Annotated in this window: 23 protein-coding genes and 1 tRNA gene; 22 read left to right on the top strand and 2 right to left on the bottom strand. The window is 67.1% G+C overall.

Annotated elements, in window-relative coordinates; translation table 11 throughout:
• The first annotated feature begins 10 nt into the window (after nt 1–10).
• The 4 genes from U1F38_RS08695 (at nt 11) to U1F38_RS08680 (ending at nt 4,065) form a co-directional block, all read left to right on the top strand.
• Nucleotides 11–955 (top strand): AEC family transporter, encoded by a 945-nt coding sequence (locus U1F38_RS08695; protein WP_409986653.1) that lies wholly within the window; start codon nt 11–13, stop codon nt 953–955.
• 72 nt (nt 956–1,027) lie between these two features.
• Entirely contained in the window at nt 1,028–1,939 is a 912-nt protein-coding gene (locus tag U1F38_RS08690; RefSeq protein WP_409986652.1) for a 2-keto-4-pentenoate hydratase, read from the top strand.
• Between the two features lie 215 nt (nt 1,940–2,154).
• Nucleotides 2,155–3,108 (top strand): alpha/beta hydrolase, encoded by a 954-nt coding sequence (locus U1F38_RS08685; protein ID WP_409986651.1) that lies wholly within the window; start codon nt 2,155–2,157, stop codon nt 3,106–3,108.
• 72 nt (nt 3,109–3,180) lie between these two features.
• Nucleotides 3,181–4,065, top strand: coding sequence for a YbgC/FadM family acyl-CoA thioesterase (locus U1F38_RS08680; protein ID WP_409986650.1), 885 nt, complete (start codon nt 3,181–3,183; stop codon nt 4,063–4,065).
• A 60-nt stretch (nt 4,066–4,125) separates the two neighbouring features.
• Here U1F38_RS08680 and U1F38_RS08675 read toward each other — a convergent pair whose 3' ends face one another.
• Nucleotides 4,126–5,016 (bottom strand): SMP-30/gluconolactonase/LRE family protein, encoded by an 891-nt coding sequence (locus U1F38_RS08675; RefSeq protein ID WP_409986649.1) that lies wholly within the window; start codon nt 5,014–5,016, stop codon nt 4,126–4,128.
• 86 nt (nt 5,017–5,102) lie between these two features.
• Nucleotides 5,103–6,053 carry a YgfZ/GcvT domain-containing protein gene (locus U1F38_RS08670; protein ID WP_409986648.1) on the bottom strand — a complete coding sequence of 317 codons (951 nt, stop codon included), beginning with the start codon at nt 6,051–6,053 and terminating at the stop codon, nt 5,103–5,105.
• 51 nt (nt 6,054–6,104) lie between these two features.
• Between U1F38_RS08670 and mltG the strand changes: the two genes are divergently transcribed.
• From mltG to U1F38_RS08580, 18 genes are all read left to right on the top strand, one after another.
• On the top strand, nt 6,105–7,094 hold the full coding sequence (mltG, locus tag U1F38_RS08665) for an endolytic transglycosylase MltG (RefSeq protein WP_409986647.1): 990 nt from the start codon (nt 6,105–6,107) through the stop codon (nt 7,092–7,094).
• Nucleotides 7,094–7,750: a dTMP kinase gene (tmk, locus tag U1F38_RS08660; RefSeq protein ID WP_409986646.1), complete on the top strand. Its 657-nt coding sequence runs from the start codon at nt 7,094–7,096 to the stop codon at nt 7,748–7,750. Before mltG ends, tmk begins: the two co-directional genes overlap by 1 nt.
• Nucleotides 7,747–8,748 carry a DNA polymerase III subunit delta' gene (locus U1F38_RS08655; protein WP_409986645.1) on the top strand — a complete coding sequence of 334 codons (1,002 nt, stop codon included), beginning with the start codon at nt 7,747–7,749 and terminating at the stop codon, nt 8,746–8,748. The genes tmk and U1F38_RS08655 overlap by 4 nt, the downstream gene beginning before the upstream one ends.
• A gap of 22 nt (nt 8,749–8,770) precedes the next feature.
• On the top strand, nt 8,771–9,142 hold the full coding sequence (locus tag U1F38_RS08650) for a PilZ domain-containing protein (protein ID WP_409986644.1): 372 nt from the start codon (nt 8,771–8,773) through the stop codon (nt 9,140–9,142).
• Nucleotides 9,143–9,396: 254 nt separating this feature from the next.
• Nucleotides 9,397–10,203 carry a TatD family hydrolase gene (locus U1F38_RS08645; RefSeq protein ID WP_409986643.1) on the top strand — a complete coding sequence of 269 codons (807 nt, stop codon included), beginning with the start codon at nt 9,397–9,399 and terminating at the stop codon, nt 10,201–10,203.
• Nucleotides 10,200–10,874 (top strand): ankyrin repeat domain-containing protein, encoded by a 675-nt coding sequence (locus U1F38_RS08640; RefSeq protein WP_409986642.1) that lies wholly within the window; start codon nt 10,200–10,202, stop codon nt 10,872–10,874. The genes U1F38_RS08645 and U1F38_RS08640 overlap by 4 nt, the downstream gene beginning before the upstream one ends.
• A 260-nt stretch (nt 10,875–11,134) precedes the next feature.
• Entirely contained in the window at nt 11,135–13,042 is a 1,908-nt protein-coding gene (gene thrS, locus U1F38_RS08635) for a threonine--tRNA ligase (protein ID WP_409986641.1), read from the top strand.
• Nucleotides 13,043–13,117: 75 nt separating this feature from the next.
• Nucleotides 13,118–13,741, top strand: a complete 624-nt coding sequence (infC, locus tag U1F38_RS08630) for a translation initiation factor IF-3 (RefSeq protein ID WP_409986772.1) — start codon at nt 13,118–13,120, stop codon at nt 13,739–13,741.
• Between the two features lie 145 nt (nt 13,742–13,886).
• Complete coding sequence (rpmI, locus tag U1F38_RS08625; protein WP_009517525.1) at nt 13,887–14,090, top strand: 50S ribosomal protein L35; 204 nt, start codon at nt 13,887–13,889, stop codon at nt 14,088–14,090.
• Nucleotides 14,091–14,117: 27 nt separating this feature from the next.
• Nucleotides 14,118–14,474, top strand: a complete 357-nt coding sequence (rplT, locus tag U1F38_RS08620) for a 50S ribosomal protein L20 (RefSeq protein ID WP_409986640.1) — start codon at nt 14,118–14,120, stop codon at nt 14,472–14,474.
• 119 nt (nt 14,475–14,593) lie between these two features.
• Nucleotides 14,594–15,664 (top strand): phenylalanine--tRNA ligase subunit alpha, encoded by a 1,071-nt coding sequence (pheS, locus tag U1F38_RS08615; protein WP_409986639.1) that lies wholly within the window; start codon nt 14,594–14,596, stop codon nt 15,662–15,664.
• Nucleotides 15,665–15,678: 14 nt separating this feature from the next.
• Nucleotides 15,679–18,120 (top strand): phenylalanine--tRNA ligase subunit beta, encoded by a 2,442-nt coding sequence (gene pheT / locus U1F38_RS08610; RefSeq protein WP_409986638.1) that lies wholly within the window; start codon nt 15,679–15,681, stop codon nt 18,118–18,120.
• 23 nt (nt 18,121–18,143) lie between these two features.
• Entirely contained in the window at nt 18,144–18,488 is a 345-nt protein-coding gene (locus U1F38_RS08605) for an integration host factor subunit alpha (RefSeq protein WP_409986637.1), read from the top strand.
• Nucleotides 18,489–18,592: 104 nt separating this feature from the next.
• A complete protein-coding gene (locus tag U1F38_RS08600; RefSeq protein ID WP_409986636.1) occupies nt 18,593–19,015 on the top strand; it encodes a MerR family transcriptional regulator in 423 nt (140 codons plus the stop codon).
• Nucleotides 19,016–19,050: 35 nt separating this feature from the next.
• Nucleotides 19,051–19,127 (top strand) — tRNA-Pro (locus tag U1F38_RS08595).
• A 417-nt stretch (nt 19,128–19,544) separates the two neighbouring features.
• On the top strand, nt 19,545–19,754 hold the full coding sequence (locus U1F38_RS08590; protein WP_409986635.1) for a hypothetical protein: 210 nt from the start codon (nt 19,545–19,547) through the stop codon (nt 19,752–19,754).
• Nucleotides 19,755–19,779: 25 nt separating this feature from the next.
• A complete protein-coding gene (locus U1F38_RS08585; protein ID WP_409986634.1) occupies nt 19,780–22,872 on the top strand; it encodes a BPTD_3080 family restriction endonuclease in 3,093 nt (1,030 codons plus the stop codon).
• Entirely contained in the window at nt 22,869–23,462 is a 594-nt protein-coding gene (locus U1F38_RS08580) for an ORF6N domain-containing protein (RefSeq protein WP_409986633.1), read from the top strand. The genes U1F38_RS08585 and U1F38_RS08580 overlap by 4 nt, the downstream gene beginning before the upstream one ends.
• The last annotated feature ends 1 nt before the right edge of the window (nt 23,463 follow it).

The raw sequence follows: 23,463 nt of genomic DNA, 5'->3' as shown, positions 1-23,463 counted from the left end.
CCAGTTGCCCATGCTTGACATCCTGGCCATCACCGGCCCCATCTACCTGTGCATCGCGCTGGGCTGGCTGGCCACGCGCACGGGGCTGTTCGAGCGCGGCGACATGCGCGTGCTGGGCCAGTTCGTGCTCTACATCGCGCTGCCGGCCCTGTTGTTCGACGCCGTGGGCAAGCGGCCCATCGGCGACATCCTCGATTGGCACTACCTGGGCGTGTACGCGCTGGGCGGGCTGGCCACCATCGCGCTGGGCCTGGCATGGACGCGGCGCGTGGCCAGGCAGGCGCCACTGCCGGCCGTGATGCAGACCATGGGCATGAGCTGCCCCAACAGCGGCTTCGTCGGCTACCCCATCAACCTGCTGGTGCTGGGCGGCTCCAGCGCGGCAGTGATCCTGGGCATGAACATGCTGGTCGAGAACCTGCTGCTTATCCCGGTGCTGCTGGCGCTGGCCGACGGCGCCGGCGGCGGGCGCCACTGGCGCGCCGTGCTGCGTGGCGTGGCTGCCGGGCTGTGGCGCAACCCGCTGGTGCTGGCTCTGGCCGCGGGGCTGGTGGCGGCGATGCTGGGCCTCAAGCTGCCCGCGCCCATCGAGCGCACGGTGAGCCTGTTGGCCCAGGCCAGCGCGGCGCTGTCGCTGTTCGTCATCGGCGGCTCGCTGGCGGGCTTGCGGCTGCAGGGCATGGGTCGCCAGGTCGCGCGCGTCGCCGTCGGCAAGCTCGTCGCCCACCCGCTGCTGACGGCGGGCGTGCTGGCGCTGGCCGCCGCGCTGGGCACGCCGCTGGCCGACCCGGCGCTGCGCACCGGCGTGATCCTGACCACCGCGTGCCCGATGTTCAGCATCTACCCCATCCTGGCCGGGCGCAGCGGCGAGGAGGGCATGGCCGCCGCCGCGCTGCTGGGCACCACCTTGGCCTCGTTTTTCAGCATCAGCGCGCTGCTGTGGTTGCTGGGGTGAGCGGCGCCGGCAGCCTGGGCAGGCTGCTATACGATGCCACCCTGTCATCACCACAATACCCGAGGAGACTTCATGACCGTGCTTGCCCCCCGTTGGATTCGTCATGCCGGCGCTGCCGCTGCATTGGCCTTGCTGGCCGCCTGCGCCAGCGCCCCCGCGCCCATCGCGCAAACGCCCGGCTGCCTGAGCGACGCGCAGATCAGCGCCTGGGTGGCCGACTACAACGCGCGCAAGCCGGCCATGAACCCGCCCGAATCCATGACCATGCAGGACGCGGTCTGCACGCGCGCCAGGTTTCAGCAGCGCCTGGCCGCGCAGGACGGGCCGCTGGTGGGCTACAAGGCGGGCCTGACCAATCCGGCGGTGCAAAAGCGCTTCAACACCGACCAGCCGGTGTGGGGCGCGCTGTACCTGTCCATGCTGCTGGACAGCGGTGCCACGGTGGACGCGGCCTTTGGCGCGCGGCCGTTGTATGAAGCCGACCTGCTGGTGCGCGTCAAGGACGCCGGCATCAACGCGGCCAAAACCCCGGCCGAGGTCTTGCAGCACGTGGATCAGATCGTGCCCTTCATCGAGCTGCCCGACCTGATGGTGCAGGCCCCACCCAAGCTGAACGGCGTGGGCGTGAGCGCCATCAACGTCGGCGCGCGCCTGGGCGTGCGCGGCCCCGGGCTGGCGGTGCCGGCTGATGCGGCGGGCCAGGCCAAATTGCTGACCGAACTGCGCGACATGGACGTGAGCCTGACCGACGCGCAAGGCGTCAAGCTGGGCGGCGGCAAGGGCAGCGACGTGCTGGAGCACCCGCTGAACGCGGTCGTCTGGCTGGCCGGCGCGCTGAAGGCACAGGGCCTGGCCATGCAGCCGGGCCAGCTCATCAGCCTGGGATCGTTTTCGGCCCTGCTGCCGCCCAAGCCGGGGCTGAAGGTCACCGTCCACTACGGCGGCGTGCCGGGCCTGCAGCCGGTGACGGTGACGTTCCGGTGAGTGGGTGCACTGAGGTTTGAATAAAACCGGACGCAGAGGACGCAGAGAAAACGCAGAGGACGCAAAAGAATACAAAATTGATTTGCATTGGCCGGAAACCGGCGACCATTCGGCGCGACGTACTATCAAAACGAAAGCAACCCTGCCCCTGTCTTTTTTGCGTCCTCTGCGAATCCTTTGCGTCCTCTGCGTCCGGTTGTTCGTGCTTCATTGCAATGACCCCCGAAGTCAACGCCCGCTACACCCCCACCATGCGCCTGCTGCTGGAGCGCATGGCGCGCGCGCCGTATCCGCCGCTGCACACGCTCAGCGCGCAGGCGGCCAAGCAGGCTTATGAAAAATCCGCTGGCGTGCTGGAGGTTCCCAAGCCCGAGCTGGCGCGCATGCACGATCTGGTCATCACCGCGCGCGACGGCGCCGCGCTGCGCGCCCGCCTGCTGGCGCCCAGCAGCGATGCGGGCCTGCCGGTGCTTTTGTTCCTGCACGGGGGCGGCTTCACCATCGGCAGCATCGACACCCACGACACGCTGTGCCGCATGCTGGCCAAGCTGAGCGGCGTGGCGGTGCTGACGCTGGAGTACCGCCTGGCACCCGAGCACCGCTTTCCCACCGCCGTCAATGACGCCTGGGACGCCCTGCAATGGCTGGCCGGCGAGGGCGCGCGCACGCTGGGGCTGGACGCCACGCGCATCGCCGTCGGCGGTGATTCGGCTGGCGGCACGCTGGCGGCGGTCAGCGCCATCCAGGCGCGCGACGCCGGCCTGCCGCTGGCGCTGCAGCTGCTGATCTACCCGGGCACCACGGCGCACCAGGACACGCCGTCGCATGCCACCCACGCCGACGACCCGATGATCGACAAGGCGCAGATCGACTGGTTCTTCGGCCAGTACATCGATGAGAGTCAGCGCGAGGACTGGCGCTTTGCCCCGCTGCTGGCCGACGACGTCGAGGGCGTGGCCCCCGCCTGGCTGGGCCTGGCCGAATGCGACCCGCTGGTGGACGAGGGCGTGCTGTACGCCGACAAGCTGCGCGCCGCCGGCGTGCCGGTCGATCTGGAAATCTACCGCGGCGTGGTGCACGGCTTCGTGCAGATGGGCCGCGCGCTGCCCGAGGCGCGGCGCTTTCACCACGACGCCGCGCAAGCGCTGCGCCAGGCGTTCGGCCGTTGACTGGATACTATTGATCTGATAGCTGCTTGCGCTTGTCCATCAAGCGCCAAAGCCTTGTTTGAGTTGCAAATCATGGACAAGACCCCGTTGCCGCGCCGTGCCGACTTCCGCTTCTTCGAGCCCCTGCGCGTGCGCTGGGCCGAGGTGGACATGCAGGGCATCGTCTTCAACGCCCACTACCTGATGTACTTCGACACCGCCGTCACCGGCTACTGGCGCGCGCTGGCGCTGCCCTATGCCCAGGCCATGGCGCAGTTGCAGGGCGACCTGTACGTGCGCAAGGCGGGCATCGAGTTCCATGCCTCGGCGCGCATGGACGACAGCCTGGCTGTCGGACTGCGTTGCGCGCGCATCGGCAGCTCGTCGATGAGCATGGCCGGCGCCATCTTCCGCGGCGACCAATTGCTCATCACCGGCGAGCTGGTGTACGTGTTTGCCGACCCGGTGACGCAGACGGCCCGCCCGATTCCGCCGCCCATGCGCGCCATCGTGCAGGGCTTCGACGCCGGCGAGGCGATGAGCAATGTGCGCATCGGCGACTGGGCCACGCTGGGCGAGGCCGCGGCCGCCGTGCGCACGGCCGTGTTTGTCGAGGAGCAGGGCATCGCCCGCGAGGACGAGTGGGACGAAGCCGATCACACGGCGGTACACGCCGTGGCCACCAACCGCCTGGGCCAGAGCGTGGCCACCGGCCGGCTGTTGCAGGACGCTCCGGGCGTGGCCCGCATCGGCCGCATGGCCGTGCTGCGTCCGCTGCGCGGCTCAGGTCTGGGCGAGCAGATCATCGCCGCGCTGGAGCAGGCCGCGCGGGCGCGCGGCGACGCGCAAGTGCGCCTGAACGCCCAGCGCAGCGCCGAGGGCTTCTATCGGCGGCTGGGCTATGCGCCGTATGGCGAGCCCTTCGACGAAGTGGGCATCCCGCACATTGCCATGCGCAAGGCGCTGGCGGCGGGTTGAAGCGCGTATCCTTGCGACCAGACTGGCCAGATAAGTTATTTCGTTTGCACCCTCTGAGCTTCAAACGCCCAGGCCGGGCACGTCCACCCGCGTGGTCCAGATCTGCGCCTCGCGCACCGGGGCCCGGTTGTGCTCCATGAAGTCGGGCGCCACGCACAGGAACAGCGTGCGGCCGTCGGGCCCGCCCAGCGTGCAGGCAAAGGTGCCGAGCTGGCCGGTCGAGACTTCCTGCAGCACGCGCCCGCCCTCGGCCACGCGCAGCGCGCGGTTGCCCACCGCGTCGGACAGCCACACGGCGCCTTCGGCGTCCAGCACGCCGCCATCGGGGGCCACCTTGCCGCCGGCGATGTAGTCGTTGATGCTCTCGCTTTGCACCAGCGGGCCGAACACCGCCCAGTCGCGGCGCGGGCCCAGGCCGCCGTCGGCGGCGATGTCGAACACAGAGAGGCGGTTGCCCAGCGTTTCGTTGACGATCAGCCGCTTGCCGTCGGGCGTGGGCATGATGGCGTTGGGAAAGTACAGATCGCGCGCCGCTTCGGTCACGCGCCCGTCGGGGTCCACGCGCGCCAGGCTGGCGGTGCGCACCGCGCCGCCGCTCATCAGGTCGAACCCGAAGTTGCCGACCCAGGCGCGGCCCTGCGCGTCCACGGCCATGTCGTTGCAGTGGCCGGTGGCCACGCCCGACAGATCGGCGTGCGTCACCAGCCGGCCGTCGGCCTCGCGGCGCAGCAGCTTGCGATCGCGCATCGACACGATCAGCAGCCGCCCGTCGGGCAGCCAGCCCAGGCCCGAGGGCTGGCCCGGCACATCGGCGATCTTCTCGACCTTGCCCTGCAGGTCGCAGGCCAGCACCTGATGCGTGTAGAAGTCCGACAGCCACAGGCGGCCGTCGTGCCAGCGGGGGGCTTCGAAATAGCTGTATCCCGTGAGCAGGGGGGTGAGGTCGGACATGGTGGGGCTCCTGGATGAATGAGCGGCCATCTTAGGAGCAGGCGGCAGGCGATGGAAGTCGCCCGCGTGTCACCGTTTGCGCGCGGTCACAGATCCTCGCGCAGCGGGTAGGGGATGGCCAGCTCCTGCAAACGCGCGCCTTCGGGCTCGCCCACGCGCAGCGCCAGCCCCGCCGCCACATCCTCGCTGCGCAAGACCGCGATCACCGCCGTGCCGCCCTGGGGCGCCTTGGCCGCCTGGGCAATCACGCCCACGGGCTCGCGCGCGTCGCCCGCCGCAAACACGTCCTGCCCCGCCTGCGCCGCGCCATCGACGTGCCCCACATAGGCCCGCCGCTTGATGGCGCCGCGAAACTGGCTGCGCGCCACCACCTCCTGACCGGGGTAGCAGCCCTTCTTGAAGCTGACACCGTCCACCGACTCGTAGTTGAGCATCTGCGGCACGAAGGCCTCGACCACCGGCGCGGTGACCGTGGCCACGCCGCTGCGCACGGCGGCAAAGTCCCACAACGCGGCGCTCAGGGCGGCGCCGGGCGGTGGCGCGCTGCCGACGGGGCCGATCCACAGCGCGCGGGCGGCGCCGTCGGCTGGTGGCAGCGGCACCAAAAGATGCGTGTCATTCTGGCCTGAAGCGCTGGATCGATCAGCGCCGGGAGCTACTGCATTGATAGCGTCCCCGACCAGGCCGTACAGCTGCAACTCGTGGGACGCGTCACTCAGGCGCACCTTGGCGCGCAGCACGAACATCGACAATTTCTTGAGCGTGGGCGCCAGCAGGTCGCGGCTGCACACCAGCCAGAACTCGTCATCGGCGCGCCGCCCCACGATGAAGCTGGCCAGCAGGCGGCCCTTGGCGTTGCACAGCCCGGCCAGCCGCGCCTGGCCGGGCGCGATGGCGGCCACGTCCTGCGTCAGCTGGCTTTGCAAAAAGGCGGCGGCCTGCTCGCCCTGGGCGCGGATCACGCCCAGGTGGGGCAGGGCGGCCGCGCCCGACAGGGCGGCGGCAGTTGCGGGCGAAGGACACAGGGGCTCGGACATGCGCTGAATTATCATGGCCGCCCCTTTTGTTTGCTTGGGCTCCATCGCGTCGTGCGCCGACTCCTGCTGCTTCTCGTCATTGCGCTGCTCGCCGGCGCCGGCCTGCTGGGCTGGTGGGTCACGCAGCCGCTGCCCCTGCGCAGCGATACGGTCGAGATGAGCGTGCCCGCCGGCGCATCCCTGCGCACCGCCGCCAACCAGGCGGTGAAGGCCGGGGTGGAGCTGCCGGCCGACGTGCTGTATGGCTACTTTCGCTGGCAGGCCGGCCAGCAGACCATCAAGCCGGGCGACTACGCGGTCACCCGCGGCATGCGCGCGCAAGACCTGCTGGACAAGCTGATCCGCGGCGACCGCATCCTGCTGCCCGTCACCTTCGTCGAAGGCTGGACCTTCAAGCAGGTGCGCCAAGCGCTGGCGCAGGCCGAGCAGCTCAAGCACGACAGCGCCGCGCTGTCGGGCGCCGAGGTGATGACCGCGCTGGGCCGCCCCGGCGTGGCGCCCGAGGGGCGGTTTTTTCCGGACACCTACCTGTACGCCAAGAACGCCAGCGACCTCGCCGTGCTGCGCGAAGCCCTGCAGCTGATGGACAAGCGCCTGGCCGCCGCGTGGGACGCGCGCACGCCAGGCCTGCCGCTGAAAACGCCCGATGACGCCCTGATCCTGGCCAGCCTGGTCGAGAAGGAAACCGGTCAGGCGGCCGACCGCGCCGAGATCGCCGGCGTCTTCATCAACCGCCTGCGCCTGGGCATGCGCCTGCAGACGGACCCCAGCGTGATCTACGGCCTGGGCGACGCGTTCGACGGCAACCTCAAGCGCAGCCACCTGGCCAGCGACACGCCCTTCAACACCTACACCCGCGCCGGCCTGCCGCCCACGCCCATCGCCATGCCCGGCAAGGCTTCGCTGATGGCGGCGGTGCAGCCGGCGCAAACCAAGGCCTTGTACTTCGTGGCCCGCGGCGACGGCTCCAGCCAGTTCAGCCCGACGCTGGACGAGCACAATCGGGCGGTGAACAAATATCAGCGCGGAGGGGGCAACTGATGCCGGGCACGGGCCTGTTCTTGACGTTTGAAGGCATCGACGGCGCCGGCAAGTCCAGCCACATGGCGGCGTTGGCCGACGCCTTTCGTGCCGCCGGCCGCGCCGTGGTGCTCACGCGCGAGCCGGGCGGCACGCCGCTGGCCGAGAAGATCCGCCAACTGGTTCTGCACGACCCGATGGACGCCCTGACCGAGGCCCTGCTGATGTTTGCCGCCCGGCGCGAGCACCTCACGCAAATCATCGTGCCGGCGCTGGCGCGCGGCGCGGTGGTGCTGTGCGACCGCTTCACCGACTCGACCTTTGCCTACCAGGGCGGGGGGCGCGGCTTCGACTGGGAATCGCTATTGATTCTGGAGCGACTTGCGCAGACCCTGAGCGGTCCACAGGCCGATTTGATTCATCAAACGCTGCTGCAACCCGACCTGACGCTGTGGTTCGAGCTGCCGCCGGCCGTGGCCGCCCAGCGCCTGGCGGGCGCGCGCGTGCCCGACAAGTTCGAGGCCCAGCCCCTCGCCTTTTTCGAGGCCGTGCATGCCGGCTACGCCCGCCGCGCGCAGCAGGACCCGGCGCGCTTTGCCCGCATCGACGCCAACCAGCCCATGGCGGCGGTCGGCCAGGCCGTGCGGGCCGCCGTGCAGGCGCGGGGCTGGCTGTGAGCGCAGCGCTGGCCCCCTGGATCGCGCGCCAATTGCAGGCGCTGCTGGCCCAGCGCGGCCACGCCTGGCTGCTGCAAGGGCCTTCGGGGCTGGGCCAGTTCGACCTCGCCTTGGCCCTGGTGCGCGCATGGCTGTGTGACCAGCCCACACCCCAGGGCGCGTGCGGCACGTGCGCCAGCTGCCACGCCATCGACGTGCACGCCCACACCGACCTGGTGGTGCTGATGCCCGAGACCGAGATGCTCGCGCGCGGCTGGCCCCTGCCCGAAAAGGCGCAGGCCGACATCGACGACAAGAAGCGCAAGCCCAGCCGCGACATCCGCGTGGACGCCATGCGCGAGGCCATCGAGTTTGCCCAGCGCACGAGCGGCCGCGGGCGCGGCAAGGCCCTGCTGATCTACCCGGCCGAGCGCATGAACGCGGTCACCGCCAATGCCTTGCTCAAGACGCTGGAAGAGCCCCCGGGCGACGCGCGTTTCGTGCTGGCCAGCGACGCGGCGCATCTGCTGCTGCCCACCATCCGCAGCCGCTGCCTGGCGCACACGATGGCCTGGCCCGCCGAGCCCGAGGCCCTGGCCTGGCTGGCGGGGCAGGGCGTGGCCGCCGGCGCGGGCGCGGCGGCCCTGCGCGCCGCCGGGGGCCGCCCCTCATCCGCGCTGACCTGGGCGGCCGACAAGGACAGCGCCAGCCAATGGGCCGCCCTGCCGCGCGCCATGGCCCGGGGCGACGTCGCGGCGCTGGCGCCATTGAGCCTGCCCGAGGCGGTCGATTGCCTGCAAAAGCTGTGCCACGACCTGCTGGCCCGCCAACTGGGCGCCGCGCCCCGCTTCTTCGACCCTGCCGACCTGCCCGCGCGCGCGCTGCCGCTGGCGGCGCTCACCCGCTGGTGGAAGCTGCTGGCCGAATCCGCCCGCAGCGCCGAACATCCGTTAAACGCCGGTTTGGCGACAGAATTCCTGGTCAGCAGCGCCCATCAGGCCCTAAACTCCAAGTCCTGACGTTTTCGGCCCTGCGCAAACCATGTCCACCACCCAAAGCGGCGCCCTCAGTTCGGCGCGTCCCAGCGTCATCCAGCTGGCCATCAAGGAAAAGGCGGCCTTGTACGCCGCCTATATCCCCGCGTTCTCCGAGGGCGGCATCTTCGTGCCCAGCGCGCGCGAGCATCGCCTGGGCGACGACGTCTACGTGCTGCTCACCCTGCTGGACGACCCGCAGCGCTATCCGGTGTCCGGCAAGGTGGCCTGGATCACCCCGGCGCGCGCCGCGGGCAATCGCACGCAGGGCGTGGGCATCCGCTTTCCCAAGGACGAAAAGTCCGAGCAGCTCAAGTCCAAGATCGAGCTGATCCTCGGCTCCGCGCTGGGCTCCGACCGTCCGACCCAGACGTTTTGAACCCAGGCCGGACAGCCTGACAGCCGAACGCAGAGGACGCGAAGGCTTCGCAAAGGGCGCAGAAAAGTCAAATTGATGACTATAATTTTGATAGCTGCTGCGCTTGCGGTTGATGGGGCGACAAGCCCGATTTCAAATTTTTCTTCTTCTGCGTCCTCTGCGCGCTCTCTGCGACCTCTGCGTTCGGCTGTTGGGTTCGCTGTTTGACAGGGCGGCCAAACACCCCACAGCCCCAGCAGTACCATCAGGGCCGCATGTTCACCGATTCGCACTGTCACCTCACTTTCCCCGAGCTTGCGGCCGATTGGCCCGCCATTCGCGCCGCCATGGCCGCCGCCCGGGTCACGCGCGCGCTGTGCATCAGCACCACGATGGAGGAATTTCCCCAGGTGCAGGCGCTGGCCGCCGCGCACGACAACCTGTGGGCCACTGTGGGCGTGCATCCCGACAGCGAGGATGTGCACGAGCCCAGCGTCGATGAGTTGCTGGCGGCCGCCCGCCAGCCCAGGGTGGTGGCCATTGGCGAAACCGGGCTGGACTACTACCAGATGGACGAGCGCAAGGGCGGGCGTGCCGTGGCCGACCTGGACTGGCAGCGCCAGCGCTTTCGCACCCACATCCGCGCCGCGCGCCAGGCCGGGCTGCCGCTTGTCATCCACACCCGCGCCGCCTCCGCCGACACCCTCGCCATCCTGGATGAGGAGGGCGAGAACGGCAGCGCCGGCAGCGCCGGCGGCGTGTTTCACTGCTTCACCGAAAGCGCCGAAGTGGCCCGCGCCGCGCTCGATCGGGGTTTTCACATCTCGTTTTCCGGCATCGTCACCTTCAAGAGCGCGCGCGATCTGCAGGACGTGGCGCGCTGGGTGCCCGACGAGCGCCTGCTGATCGAGACCGACTCGCCCTATCTGGCGCCCGTGCCCTATAGGGGCAAGATCAACACGCCGGCCTACGTGCCCCACGTGGCCGCGCGGCTGGCGGAACTGCGCGGCGTTGGCGTGGATCGCATCGCCACGCTCACCAACGAGAATTTCACTCGTCTTTTTCCGGGGGTTGCGCCATGAAGCGCCTGCTTGTCTCCAAATCGCTTGTTGCCATCGCCCTGGGCCTGGGCGCCCTGGCGCCCGTCTGGGCGGCCGACGCCGGCGACTTCTTTCGCGCCATCCACCAGGACAACGACTACGCCATGCGCCGCCTGCTGGAGGACGGGTTCGACCCCAACACCAAGAGCGACAAGGGCGTGCCCGGCCTGTACATGGCGCTGCAGGAAGGCTCCATGAAGGTGGCCAAGGTGCTGCTGCAGTCGCGCCGCCTCAAGGCCGAGCAGCGCAACGCCACCGACGAAAGCCCGCTGATGATGGCCGCGCTCAAGGGCCAGCTGGACGTGGCCCAGGCGCTGATCGACAAGGACGCCGACGTCAACAAGACCGGCTGGACGCCGCTGCACTACGCGGCCACCGGCGGACACCTGAAGATGATCGAGCTGCTGCTGGAGCACTACGCCTTCATCGACGCGCAGGCACCCAACGGCAACACGCCGCTGATGATGGCGGCCTACTTCGGCACGCCCGAGGCCGTCAAGTTGCTGATCGAGCAGGGCGCCGACGTGAAGATGACGAACCAGAGCGGCAAGACCGCGCTGGATTTTGCGCAAATGGCCAAGCACCGCAACTCGGCCGAGCTGATCACCGAGGGCCTGCGCCGCAGCCAGGGCGTGCCGCGCGGGCAGTGGTGAGGCGCCCGCAGTAGAATGCCAAGCTTCGGGCGCATGGTGCGTCCCATTCAAAAGAGCGAGAAAGGCAGCGACGGGTTATGACACCGCGAACTTGTGGAACCACCCCGATGGTTTGAGACCGTTCGCGTTGCATGGCCTGGCCCCAGCCCCATCGAGGCAGCGGCCACCCGATCACCAAGGCGCGGTCTTCACCGCGCTTTTTGTTTGCCTTTTCATCTTCACGCGCAGGCTTGGCCTGCCCCATACGACGGAGCACTTTCATGGTTCAAATCACGCTGGCCGACGGCTCGAAACGGGACTTCGAGGGCCCCGTCACGGTGGCCGAGGTGGCCCAGTCCATCAGTCCCGGCCTGGCCAAGGCCGCGCTGGGCGGCAAGGTCGGCGGCAAGCTGGTGGACACCAGCTACTGCATCGACGCCGATGCGCCGCTCACCATCATCACCGCCAAGGACGCCGACGGCCTGGAGATGATCCGCCACTCCACCGCCCACCTGCTGGCCTACGCCGTCAAGGAGCTGTTTCCCGACGCGCAGGTCACCATCGGCCCGGTGATCGACAACGGCTTTTACTACGACTTTTCGTACAAGCGCCCCTTCACGCCCGAGGACCTGGCCGCCATCGAGAAAAAAATGAGCGAGCTGGCCGCCAAGGACGAGCCCGTGGTGCGCCGCGTGCTGCCGCGCGACGAAGCCGTGCAGTATTTCAAGGGACTGGGCGAGCACTACAAGGCCGAGATCATCGCCAGCATCCCCAGCAACGAGGACGTGAGCCTGTACCGCGAGGGCGCTTTTGAAGACCTGTGCCGCGGCCCGCACGTGCCCAGCACCGGCAAGCTGAAATTCTTCAAGCTGATGAAGGTGGCCGGCGCCTATTGGCGGGGCGATCATCGCAACGAGATGCTGCAGCGCATCTACGGCACCGCCTGGGCCAGCAAGGACGAGCTGGCGCAGTACCTGCACATGCTGGCCGAGGCCGAAAAGCGCGACCACCGCAAGCTGGGGCGCGAGCTGGATCTGTTCCACATCGACGAGCACTCGCCCGGAACGGTGTTCTGGCACCCCAAGGGCTGGGCGCTGTGGCAGGAGGTCGAGCAGTACATGCGCCGCGTGTACCGCGACAACGGCTACCAGGAGGTGAAAGGCCCGCAAATCCTGGACAAGGGCCTGTGGGAAAAAACCGGCCACTGGGACAAGTACCGCGAGAACATGTTCACCACGGAGTCGGAAAAGCGCGAGTACGCGCTCAAGCCGATGAACTGTCCCGGCCACATCCTGATCTTCAAGCAGGGCGTCAAGAGCTACCGCGACCTGCCGCTGCGCTACGGCGAATTCGGCGCCTGCCACCGCAACGAGCCCTCGGGCGGCCTGCACGGCATCATGCGCGTGCGCGCCTTCACGCAGGACGATGGGCACATTTTCTGCACCGAAGACCAGATCCTGGCCGAGTGCACGGCCTACACGGCGCTGCTGCAAAAGGTGTATGCCGACTTTGGCTTCACCGACATCATTTACAAGGTGGCGACGCGGCCCGACCAGCGCATCGGCTCCGACGCGGTGTGGGACAAGGCCGAGCACGCGCTGATCGAAAGCCTCAAGGCCTCGGACTGCCAATTCGAGATCTCGCCGGGCGAGGGCGCCTTCTATGGCCCCAAGATCGAATACACGCTGAAGGACGCCATCGGCCGCCAGTGGCAGTGCGGCACCATGCAGGTGGATTTTTCGATGGCCGAGCGGCTGGACGCCGAATACGTGGGCGAGGACGGCGCGCGCCACCGCCCCGTCATGCTGCACCGCGCCATCGTCGGCAGCCTGGAGCGCTTCATCGGCATCCTGATCGAGCAGCACGCCGGCGCCATGCCCGTGTGGCTGGCGCCGGTGCAGGTGCTGGTCACCGGCATCACCGACGCGCAGGCCGATTACGTCCAACGTGTGGCGAAAACGCTGCGCGATCAAGGGCTTAGAGTGGCGACGGATCTGCGCAACGAGAAAATTACCTATAAAATACGCGAGCATTCGTTGCAAAAGCTGCCCTACATCCTGGTCGCGGGCGACAAGGAAAAGGCAGCCGGCGCCGTCGCAGTGCGCGCCCGGGGCAATGTCGATCTCGGGGTGGAGTCGCTCGAAGCGTTTGCCAAACGCATCGCCGGCGACATTTCCACAAAAGCCTGATTTTTAATCCATTCGTGGTTCAGGCCGCGTCAAACGGGCGGCATTTGCTATTTTTTGAATAGCGTTTTTTGAGGAATCGATACCATCGCTACCAATTTTCGTGACCGCCGCCAACGCGAGGAGCGCGCCCATCGTCTGAACCGGGAAATCATGGCCCCCGAGGTGCGCCTGAACGGGCCCAACAACGAGCCGCTGGGCATCGTGCCCATCCAGGAGGCCCTGCGCATGGCGGGCGAGCTGGACGTCGATCTGGTCGAGATCGCCGCCACGGCCGTTCCGCCCGTCTGCCGCCTGATGGACTACGGCAAGTTCAAGTACCAGGAGCAGAAGAAGGCGGCCGAGGCCAAGGCCAAGCAGACGGTCATCGAAATCAAGGAAGTGAAGTTTCGCCCCGCCACCGATGACGGCGACTACAACATCAAGCTGCGCAACATCCGCCGCTTTCTGGCCGATGGCGACAAGATCAAGGTCACGCTGCGTTTTCGCGGCCGCGAGATCACGCACCAGGAGCTGGGCATGGCGCTGCTCGATCGCGTGCGCGCCGATCTGGCCGACGCCATCGTGGTCGAGCAGTTTCCCAAGCTGGAGGGCCGCCAGATGATCATGATGCTGGCGCCCTCGCGCAAGAAGGCGGCCGCTGCGCCGGCCAAGGCGGCGACGCCGGCCAGCGAGGAAGCAGCAACCCCCGCCGCCGGTTGAACCGGCGCCAGGGCGCAAGAATTTGCCGGGCTTGCCCGGCGAACGGGCAGATTGCAAGGTCTGCCACCAGAAGTGGCTCGGGGCCAGTCAAGGGTGCAAGGATTTGCGCACGCCTCACGAGCACAAGCAAAAAGGAGCATGTCACATGCCCAAAATGAAGACCAAGAGCAGCGCGAAAAAGCGTTTTCGCGTTCGTCCCGGTGGCACCGTCAAGCGCGGTCAAGCCTTCAAGCGTCACATCCTGACCAAGAAGACCACCAAGAACAAGCGCCACCTGCGCGGTGCGGTGAATGTGCATGAGACCAACATGGGTCACATGGCGCAGATGCTGCCCTTCGCTGGCCTTTGATCAACCGACGAACCAGGAGAAAACGACATGCCTCGCGTCAAACGTGGTGTAACCGCCCGTGCTCGTCACAAGAAAATTCTCGCCCTGGCCAAGGGTTTCCGCGGCCGCCGCAAGAACGTCTTCCGCGTCGCCAAACAGGCGGTGATGAAGGCAGGCCAATACGCCTACCGTGATCGCCGCAACAAGAAGCGCGACTTCCGCCGCCTGTGGATTGCCCGCATCAACGCCGCCGCGCGTGAATGCGGCATCACCTACAGCCAGTTCATCAACGGCATGAACAAGGCCGGGATCGAGCTCGACCGCAAGGTGCTGGCCGACCTGGCCGTGCACGACAAGGCGGCTTTTGCCGGCATCGTCGAGCAGGCCAAGGCCAAACTCGCCTGATTCAGGCGCCACCGCGCGACACTCTGATTTTCATAGCTGGTTGCGCAGGTGGTTCAAGGGGTTGAGGCCGGTTTGGCTTCAATCCCTTTTTCATTTCGGATTTTTCAGCTGCCGCATTCATGACTGCCATTGCCGAACCCAGTGACCTGACCGAGCTGGTGCGCGACGCCACGCTGCGCTTTTCGCAAAGCGCGGCGCCCGCCGACCTGGAAAACGCCAAGGCGCTGTTCCTGGGCAAGGCCGGGCGCGTCACCGAGCTGATGAAGGGCCTGGGCGCCCTGGGGATTGACGAGAAGAAAGCGCGCGGCGCTGCCATCAACCAGGCCAAGCAGGCCATCGAGGCGGCGCTGAACGCGCGCCGCCAGGCCCTGCAGGACGCCGAGCTGGAGCGCCAGTTGCAGGCCGAGGCGCTGGACGTGAGCCTGCCCGGGCGCGAGCGCGGCACGGGCGGCCTGCACCCCATCTCGCGCGCCTGGGAGCGCATCGAGCAGGTGTTCGGCAGCATGGGTTTCGACGTGGCCGACGGCCCCGAGATCGAGAGCGACTGGTTCAACTTCACCGCGCTGAACAACCCGCCCAACCACCCGGCGCGCTCGATGCAGGACACCTTCTACGTCGATCTGCAGGACGAAGGCGGCCAGCCGTACTGCCTGCGCACGCACACCAGCCCCATGCAGATCCGCTATGCCACGGCGCACGCCAAGCGTCACGCGGCGGCCCTGGCGCGCGGCGAGATGAGCGAAATCCGCGTCATCGCCCCGGGCCGCACCTATCGCGTGGACAACGATGCCACGCACTCGCCCATGTTCCACCAGGTCGAGGGCCTGTGGCTGGGCGAGAACGTCAGCTTCAAGGACCTGAAGGTCACCTACCTGAACTTTTGCAAGGCCTTCTTCGAGACCGACGACCTGACGCTGCGTTTTCGCCCCAGCTACTTTCCCTTCACCGAGCCCAGCGCCGAGATCGACATCCAGTTCGCCCGCGGTCCGCTGGCCGGCAAGTGGCTGGAGGTGTCGGGCTCCGGCCAGGTGCACCCGCAGGTGGTGCGCAACATGGGGCTGGACCCCGAGCGCTTCATCGGCTTTGCCTTCGGCTCGGGCATCGACCGCCTGGCCATGCTGCGCTACGGCGTGAACGACTTGCGTCTGTTCTTCGAAGGCGACACCCGTTTTCTCAGCCAGTTCCGCTGATCGAGGCCCCTCCCATGCAGTTTCCCGAATCCTGGTTGCGCGCGTTCTGCAATCCCCCGCTGTCCACGCAAGAGCTGGCCGACACCTTGACCATGGGCGGCTTCGAGGTCGAGTCCTTGCGCCCGGTCGCGCCGCCGTTCACGCACATCGTGGTGGGCGAAATCAAGCACGCCGAGCAGCACCCCAACGCCGACCGCCTGCGCGTGTGCCAGGTCGATGCGGGGCAGGGCGCTTTGCTCAATATCGTCTGCGGCGCGCCCAATGCGCGAGTGGGCATCAAGGTGCCCTGCGCGCTGGTGGGCGCGCAATTGCCTCCCGGCGAAGACGGCAAGCCCTTCGTCATCAAGACCGGCAAGCTGCGCGGCGTGGAAAGCCAGGGCATGCTGTGCTCGGCGCGCGAGCTGGGCCTGTCGGATGACCACGGCGGCCTGCTCGAACTGGCGGCCGATCTGCCGCCGGGCCAGGACATCCGTGCCGCGCTCGACCTGGACGACACCGTGTTCGAGCTCAAGCTCACGCCCAACCTGGGCCACGCACTCAGCGTCCATGGCGTGGCGCGCGAGCTCTCGGCGCTGACCGGCGCGCCCCTGCTGACGCCCGCGATCGCGCGCGTGCCCGCCAGCATGGCCGAGGTGCTGCCGGTCACCATCAGCGCGCCCGATCTGTGCGGCCGCTTTTCGGGCCGCGTGATCCGCCACGTCAACACCCGCGCCGCCACCCCCGCGTGGATGGTCGATCGGCTGGCGCGCTGCGGCCAGCGCAGCGTGACCGCGCTGGTGGACATCTCCAACTACGTGATGTTCGAGTACGGCCGGCCCACGCACATCTTTGACCTGGACAAGATCCACGGTGGGTTGGACGTGCGTTGGGGCCGCACCGGCGAAACGCTCAAGCTGCTGAACGGCAACACCGTCGAACTGGATGAAAGCGTGGGCGTGATCGCCGACACGCAGGCCGTTGAGTCCCTGGCCGGCATCATGGGCGGCGACGCCACCGCGGTGTCGGACGACACGCAGAACATCTACGTCGAGGCCGCCTTCTGGTGGCCAGACGCCGTGGCCGGCCGTTCGCGCCGCTACAACTTTGGGACCGACGCCGGCCATCGCTTCGAGCGCGGCGTCGATCCTTCGCTCACCGTGGCGCACATCGAGCGCATCACCCAGCTCATCATCGACATCTGCGGCACGCCGCAAACGCAGTGCGGACCCGTCGATGACCAGCAGCCCAACATGCCGGTGCCGCAGCCCGTGACGCTGCGCGTGGCGCGCGCGGCCAAGGTCATCGGCATGCCGCTCACGCAGGCGCAGTGCGAAGGAGTCATGCACCGCTTGGGCCTGGGCTTCACGCCGGGCGATGGCACGCTCACCGTCATGCCGCCGCCGCACCGGTTCGACCTGCGCATCGAGGCCGACCTGATCGAGGAAGTGGCGCGCATCATCGGCTACCAGCAGTTGCCCGAGACCGCGCCGCTGGCCCCCATCGTGCCGCGCACCCGCTCCGAATCGCGCCGCAGCGCCTTCGACGTGCGCCACGCCTTGGCCGACCTGGGCTATCTGGAGACCATCAACTTCAGCTTTGTCGACGAGGCCTGGGAGCGCGACCTGGCGGGCAACGCCAACCCCGTGCGCCTGCTCAACCCCATCGCCAGCCAGATGAACGTGATGCGCTCGTCGCTGCTGGGCTCGCTGCTCGACGTGCTCAAGCACAACGTCGATCGCCGCGCCAGCCGCCTGCGCGTGTTCGAGGTCGGCCGCGTCTTTCTGCGCGATGCGCACGTGGGCACCACCGACGAGACCGTGCGCGGCGTGCGCCAGCCCATGCGCGTGGCCGGCACGATCTATGGCCCCGCAGCCCGCCAGGGCTGGGACGGCGCCCAGCGCCCGGCTGACTTCTTCGACATCAAGGGCGACGTCGAAGCCTTGCTCGGCGCGCGCGCCGCCGTCTTCGAGCCGGCCGAGCACCCGGCGCTGCACCCCGGGCGCTGCGCCCGCGTGCTGCTGGCCGGGCAGGTCATCGGCCATGTGGGCGAGCTGCACCCGCGCTGGCGCCAGGCCTGGGGCCTGCCGCTGGCGCCCGTCATGTTCGAGCTCGATCTGGAGGCCGTGCTGCAGCGCCCGCTGCCGGCGGCGCAGCCCGTGCCGCGGCAGTTGTCGGTGGAGCGCGACATCGCCGTCGTGGTGCGCGAGGCCGTCACGCACGCGCAGTTGCAAGCCACCGCGCGTGCGGCAGCCACCGCCTCGGTGCGGCTCGATGATGTGACGCTGTTCGACATCTATCGCGCCAAACCCGGCAGCGAGACGGCCGCCGGCATGACGGCCGGGGAAAAGAGCATGGCCCTGCGCCTGGCGCTGGGCAGCGAAGACGGCGAGAACCTGACCGACGAGCGCATCGACGCCGCCGTCAAGGCCGTCCTGGATCGACTGCGGGCCGATCTGGACGCCCGCTTGCGCGCGTGAACCAAGGGGAGGAGACGGCTGCCATGGCAGAACAGCAAAACGATCCGGCGATGTTGATGGTCGACAGCCTGGAAACCGCCGCCTTGACCAAGGCCCAGCTGGCCGAACTGCTGTTCGAGCAGATCGGCCTGAACAAGCGCGAGGCCAAGGAAATGGTCGATGCGTTTTTCGAGCAGATCAGCCAGGCCCTGGTCGGCGGCGACGAAGTCAAGCTCTCGGGCTTTGGCAACTTTCAGCTGCGCATCAAGGCGCCGCGTCCCGGGCGCAACCCGCGCACCGGCGAGCTCATCCCCATCGACGCGCGCCGCGTGGTCACCTTTCACGCCAGCCAAAAGCTCAAGGATTCGGTGCAAGGGCCATCCGAGTAACTTTCCTCGGCAAGCCGTTGCCGATTCGCCCCCGGCCATGGTTTCGCGCCGCGACTTGCGCTAACCTCGGGCCCTGTGTCCGCCGCGCCGCGCTCGTGACCTCGATGGAGCCCACCCTTCCACCCATTCCCGCCAAACGCTACTTCACCATCGGTGAGGTCGGCGAGCTGTGCGCCGTCAAGCCGCACGTGCTGCGCTATTGGGAGCAGGAGTTCACCCAGCTGCGCCCCATGAAGCGCCAGGGCAACCGGCGCTACTACCAGCACCACGAGGTGCTGATGATCCGCCGCATCCGCGAGCTGCTGTACGAGCAGGGCTTTTCCATCAACGGCGCGCGCCAAAAACTCCAGCAGGCCTCGCAAAAAGGCCGCCATGGCGCCGACCACCCGGATGGCGACACCAGTCCGTTGCCGGACGAGTCAACCGTGGGCACCGCGGGCGATGGGGGCCGGATCAGCGCCGATCAGCTCGAAGCCGTGATGCGCGAGCTGCGCGAAATTCGCTTTTTGTTGAGTGTCGAGCGCTGAAGCCCGGGCAACCGACGCTATAATCAAAGGCTTGTCGGCGTGTAGCGCAGCCTGGTAGCGCACTTGCATGGGGTGCAAGGGGTCGCGAGTTCGAATCCCGCCACGCCGACCATTCATATCAAGGACTTAGCTTCGCAAGGGGCTAAGTCCTTTCTTCTTTGTGCCTGCGGGTTTCCCGTTGTCCCGGCCATTGTCCCAACTCCAAACGTAGCTGAGCCATGGCCATTGCATATGAATTCTTCGACTTCGTCGTACCGATCGAATTGCCCGGCAGAAGCACCCCGGCGGCTGGGAGCAACGCCTGCGGGATCACGAGTGCCTGATCGGAGGACGTGTTTGGTTCGATGAGCACCTGCTGCCGGATGAGGCCATGAATCCGACCGATATTGCATCACTCGTTGAGGAGTGAACGTCGCTCGGATTCCAGCCAACGGCGGAGATCGACGGGCAACGCATCTGGCAGCTGAACGACCCTGAACCGTGCTGTACATTGCAGTGCATCTACAGCCAAACCGTCACTGAAACAGACATGGCCACAGAGAAAACCACCACCCTGACGTTTCGCATTGAGCCCCGCATCAAAGAGGCGCTGTGCATTGCCGCAGACCGTGACCACCGATCCATTGCCAACATGGTTGCCGTGATGATTCTGGAGCACTGCGCCCGCGCAGGCATACCAATTGAGGGCAAGCAGGTGCCGCCCGTGCTGTCGGCGCGCAAACCCAAATCACGCCAATGACACACGTCAGCCCAAAGTGAGCCCCATGGAACTGTCCTCGTCCAATCCGTTTTTTGATCACCCCATTCTCAATTCCCCCTACGACTGCCCGCAGCGTCATTGGGAGCTCGACGCCGATGGCCAGCCCACCCAGCAAATCATCGAATCGCGACGGCGTGCCGAATTCATCACGCCCATCCCCAAGCCCAAAAAGCGCAAGAAGGCCGCGCAGCAAGGCGAGATGGTGTTTGACGAAGGCAAAGACCTCTCCACCGCGGCGCAGCAGTACGACATCACCTCCATCATCAACCAGGTGCGCCAGGCCGTTGACACCTGGCGCCTGCTGCCCAATCCCGCGCAGTGGCAGGTCACGCCCGAGACGGCGCGCCTGTTGCAACACTGGCGGCACCACCACTTCAGCGGCGTGCGCCCGTTCTTCTGCCAGGTCGAAGCCGCCGAAACCGCCATCTGGCTGACCGAAGTCGCTCCGCAGAGCAAAACCGGCAAGCTGTTGCTCGATCACCTGGCCAGCGCCAACAAGGATGCCAACCCCGAGCTGATGCGCCTGGCGCTCAAGCTCGCCACCGGTGCCGGCAAAACCACCGTCATGGCCATGCTGATCGCCTGGCAGACCATCAATGCCGTGCGCCGCCCCACCAGCAAGCACTTCACCCGGGGTTTTCTGATCTGCGCCCCCGGCCTGACCATCAAGGACCGCCTGCGTGTCCTGCAGCCGGGCGACCCCAACAGCTACTACAAAGACCGCGAACTGCTGCCCAGCGACATGCTCGATGACATGGGCAAGGCCAAGATCGTCATCACCAACTACCACGCCTTCAAGCTGCGCGAGCGCATCGAGCTGTCCAAGGGCGGGCGCCAGTTGCTGCAAGGCCGCACCGGCGACGCCCCGCTGACGCTGGAAACCGAAGGCCAGATGATCCAGCGCGTCATGCCCGACCTGATGGGCCTGAAAAACATCATGGTCATCAACGACGAGGCCCACCACTGCTACCGCGAAAAGCCCACCCCCGACGATGACGAGGCCCTCAAGGGCGACGAGAAGAAAGAAGCCGACAAGAACAACGAGGCCGCCCGGCTGTGGATATCGGGCATCGAGGCCGTCAACCGCAAGCTTGGCGTTGCCCGCGTCATCGACCTGTCCGCCACCCCGTTTTTCCTCAGCGGCTCGGGTTACGCCGAAGGCACCTTGTTCCCCTGGACCATGAGCGACTTCTCGCTGATGGACGCCATCGAATGCGGCATCGTCAAGCTGCCCCGCGTGCCGGTGGCCGAAAACATCCCCGGCGAAGAAATGCCGGTGTTCCGCAACCTGTGGGAGCACATCCGCAAAGACATGCCCAAAAAAGGCCGCGGCAGCGGCGGCGATTTGGACCCGCTCAAGCTTCCCCTTCGCCTGCAAACCGCGCTGCTGGCGCTCTACGGCCACTACGAAAAAACGCACCAACTGTGGCAAGACCACGGCATCAAGGTGCCGCCGTGCTTCATCATCGTCTGCCAGAACACCGCCATCTCCAAGCTGGTGTATGACTTTGTCTCCGGCTTTCAGCGCCAGAACGACGACGGCACCAGCACGCTTGAAAACGGCCGCTTGGCGCTGTTTCGCAACTTCGACGACAGCACCGGCAACCCGCTGCCGCGCCCCAACACCCTGCTGATCGACAGCGAACAGCTCGAAGCCGGTGATGCGCTGGACGCCAGCTTTCGCAACATGGCCGCCGATGAAATCGAGCGCTTTCGCCGCGAGATCGTCGAGCGCAGCGGTGATGCCCGTGCCGGTGACAACATCACCGACCAGGAGCTGCTGCGCGAGGTCATGAACACCGTGGGCAAGACCGGGCAACTGGGTGGCGGCATCCGCTGCGTGGTGTCGGTTTCCATGCTCACCGAAGGCTGGGACGCCAACACCGTCACCCATGTGCTGGGCGTCCGCGCCTTTGGCACGCAGTTGCTGTGTGAGCAGGTCATTGGCCGTGCGTTGCGCCGCCAGTCCTACGATCTGAACGAGCAAGGGCTGTTCAACGTCGAATACGCGGACGTGTTCGGCATCCCCTTCAACTTCACCGCCAAGCCCGTCATCGGCCCGCCGCAACCGCCGCGCGAGACCGTGCAGGTCAAGGCCATGCGCCCGGAGCGCGATGCGCTGGAGATCCGCTTTCCCCGCGTCGAAGGCTACCGCGTCGAGCTGCCCGAAGAGCGCCTGAGCGCCCGCTTCAACGACGAATCCATCCTCACCCTCAGCCCCGCGCTGGTCGGCCCCTCCATCACCCGCAACTCCGGCATCATCGGCCAGGGTGCCGACATGAGCCTGCAGCACCTGGGCGACATGCGCCCCAGCACGCTGCTGTTCCAGCTCACCCAGCGCCTGCTCTACACCAAGTGGCGCGACCCCGGCGAAGCACCCAGGCTGCACCTGTTCGGCCAGCTCAAGCGCATCGTCAAGGAATGGCTGGATGCGGTGGACGATGCTGGCAACCCGAAATATCTGGTCTGCAAGGGCGATACCTACCCCGCGCTGCTGATGTACCAGGAGCTGGCCGACATGGCCTGCAACAAGATCAACGACGCCATCACACGCCAGTTTCTGGGTGATCGCCCGATCAAGGCGCTGCTCGACGCCTACAACCCCACCGGCTCCACCGCCCATGTGCGCTTCAACACCAGCAAGACCGAGCGTTGGGAGACCAGCGGGCCGCCGCCCAAGTGCCACCTGAACTGGGTGATTCTGGACAGCGACTGGGAGGCCGAGTTCTGCCGCGTGGCCGAATCGCACCCCAAGGTGCTCGCCTACGTGAAGAACCACAACCTGGGGCTGGAAGTGCCCTACCGCTTTGGCTCGGCCCTGCGCCAATACCGGCCCGACTTTGTGGTGCTGGTCGATGACGGCCACGGCCCCACCGACCCGCTGCACCTGGTGGTGGAGATCAAGGGCTACCGCGGCGAGGACGCCATCGAGAAAAAATCCACCATGGACACCTACTGGGTGCCCGGCGTCAACCACCTCGGCAGCCATGGCCGCTGGGCCTTTGCCGAATTCACCGAGGTGTTCCAGATCGAGGCCGACTTCAAGGCCACGGTGGAAGCCAATTTCAACAAGCTGATCGAGGGGTTGAAAACATGACCGCCATGGCCCCCAAACCGGAAAATCTGGCCAGACTTGTGCTTCTGATCCGTGGCGAGAAGGTTCTGCTCGATTCCGATCTGGCCGACCTCTACGGGGTCGAGGCCCGTGCCTTGAACCAGGCCGTTGCGCGCAACCGCTCGCGCTTTCCGGACGACTTCATGTTTCAGCTCACGCCGCAAGAGTGGGTGGCCATGCGGTCACAAACGGTGACCTCATCCGGTGCAAAAGGCAGCAAGACGGCGCAAACCGCGATGAGCCAAGCACCCGTCGCGGCTTTGACATCACAAACTGTGATCTCAAACGGCAGGGGCGGCCGGCGCACCTTGCCCTACGCCTTCACCGAGCAAGGTGTCGCCATGCTCTCCAGCGTGCTGCGCTCGCAGCGTGCGGTCGAGGTCAACATCGCCATCATGCGCACCTTCGTGCAGCTGCGCCGCCTGATGGATTCCAACCGCGATCTGGCCCGCCGCATCGAAGCCATGGAAACCCGCTACGACGAGCAGTTCTCGCAGGTGTTCGACGCCATCAAGCAACTCATCGCCGAAGACAAAACGCGCAAAGCCAAGCCCCCCATCGGCTTTCTTTGAC

Origin of the sequence: Ottowia sp. (assembly GCF_046348305.1) — a bacterium.
GTDB lineage: Bacteria > Pseudomonadota > Gammaproteobacteria > Burkholderiales > Burkholderiaceae_C > Ottowia.
Note: the sequence above shows the minus strand (reverse complement) of the source record. Positions and strands in the feature narration are given on the sequence as shown.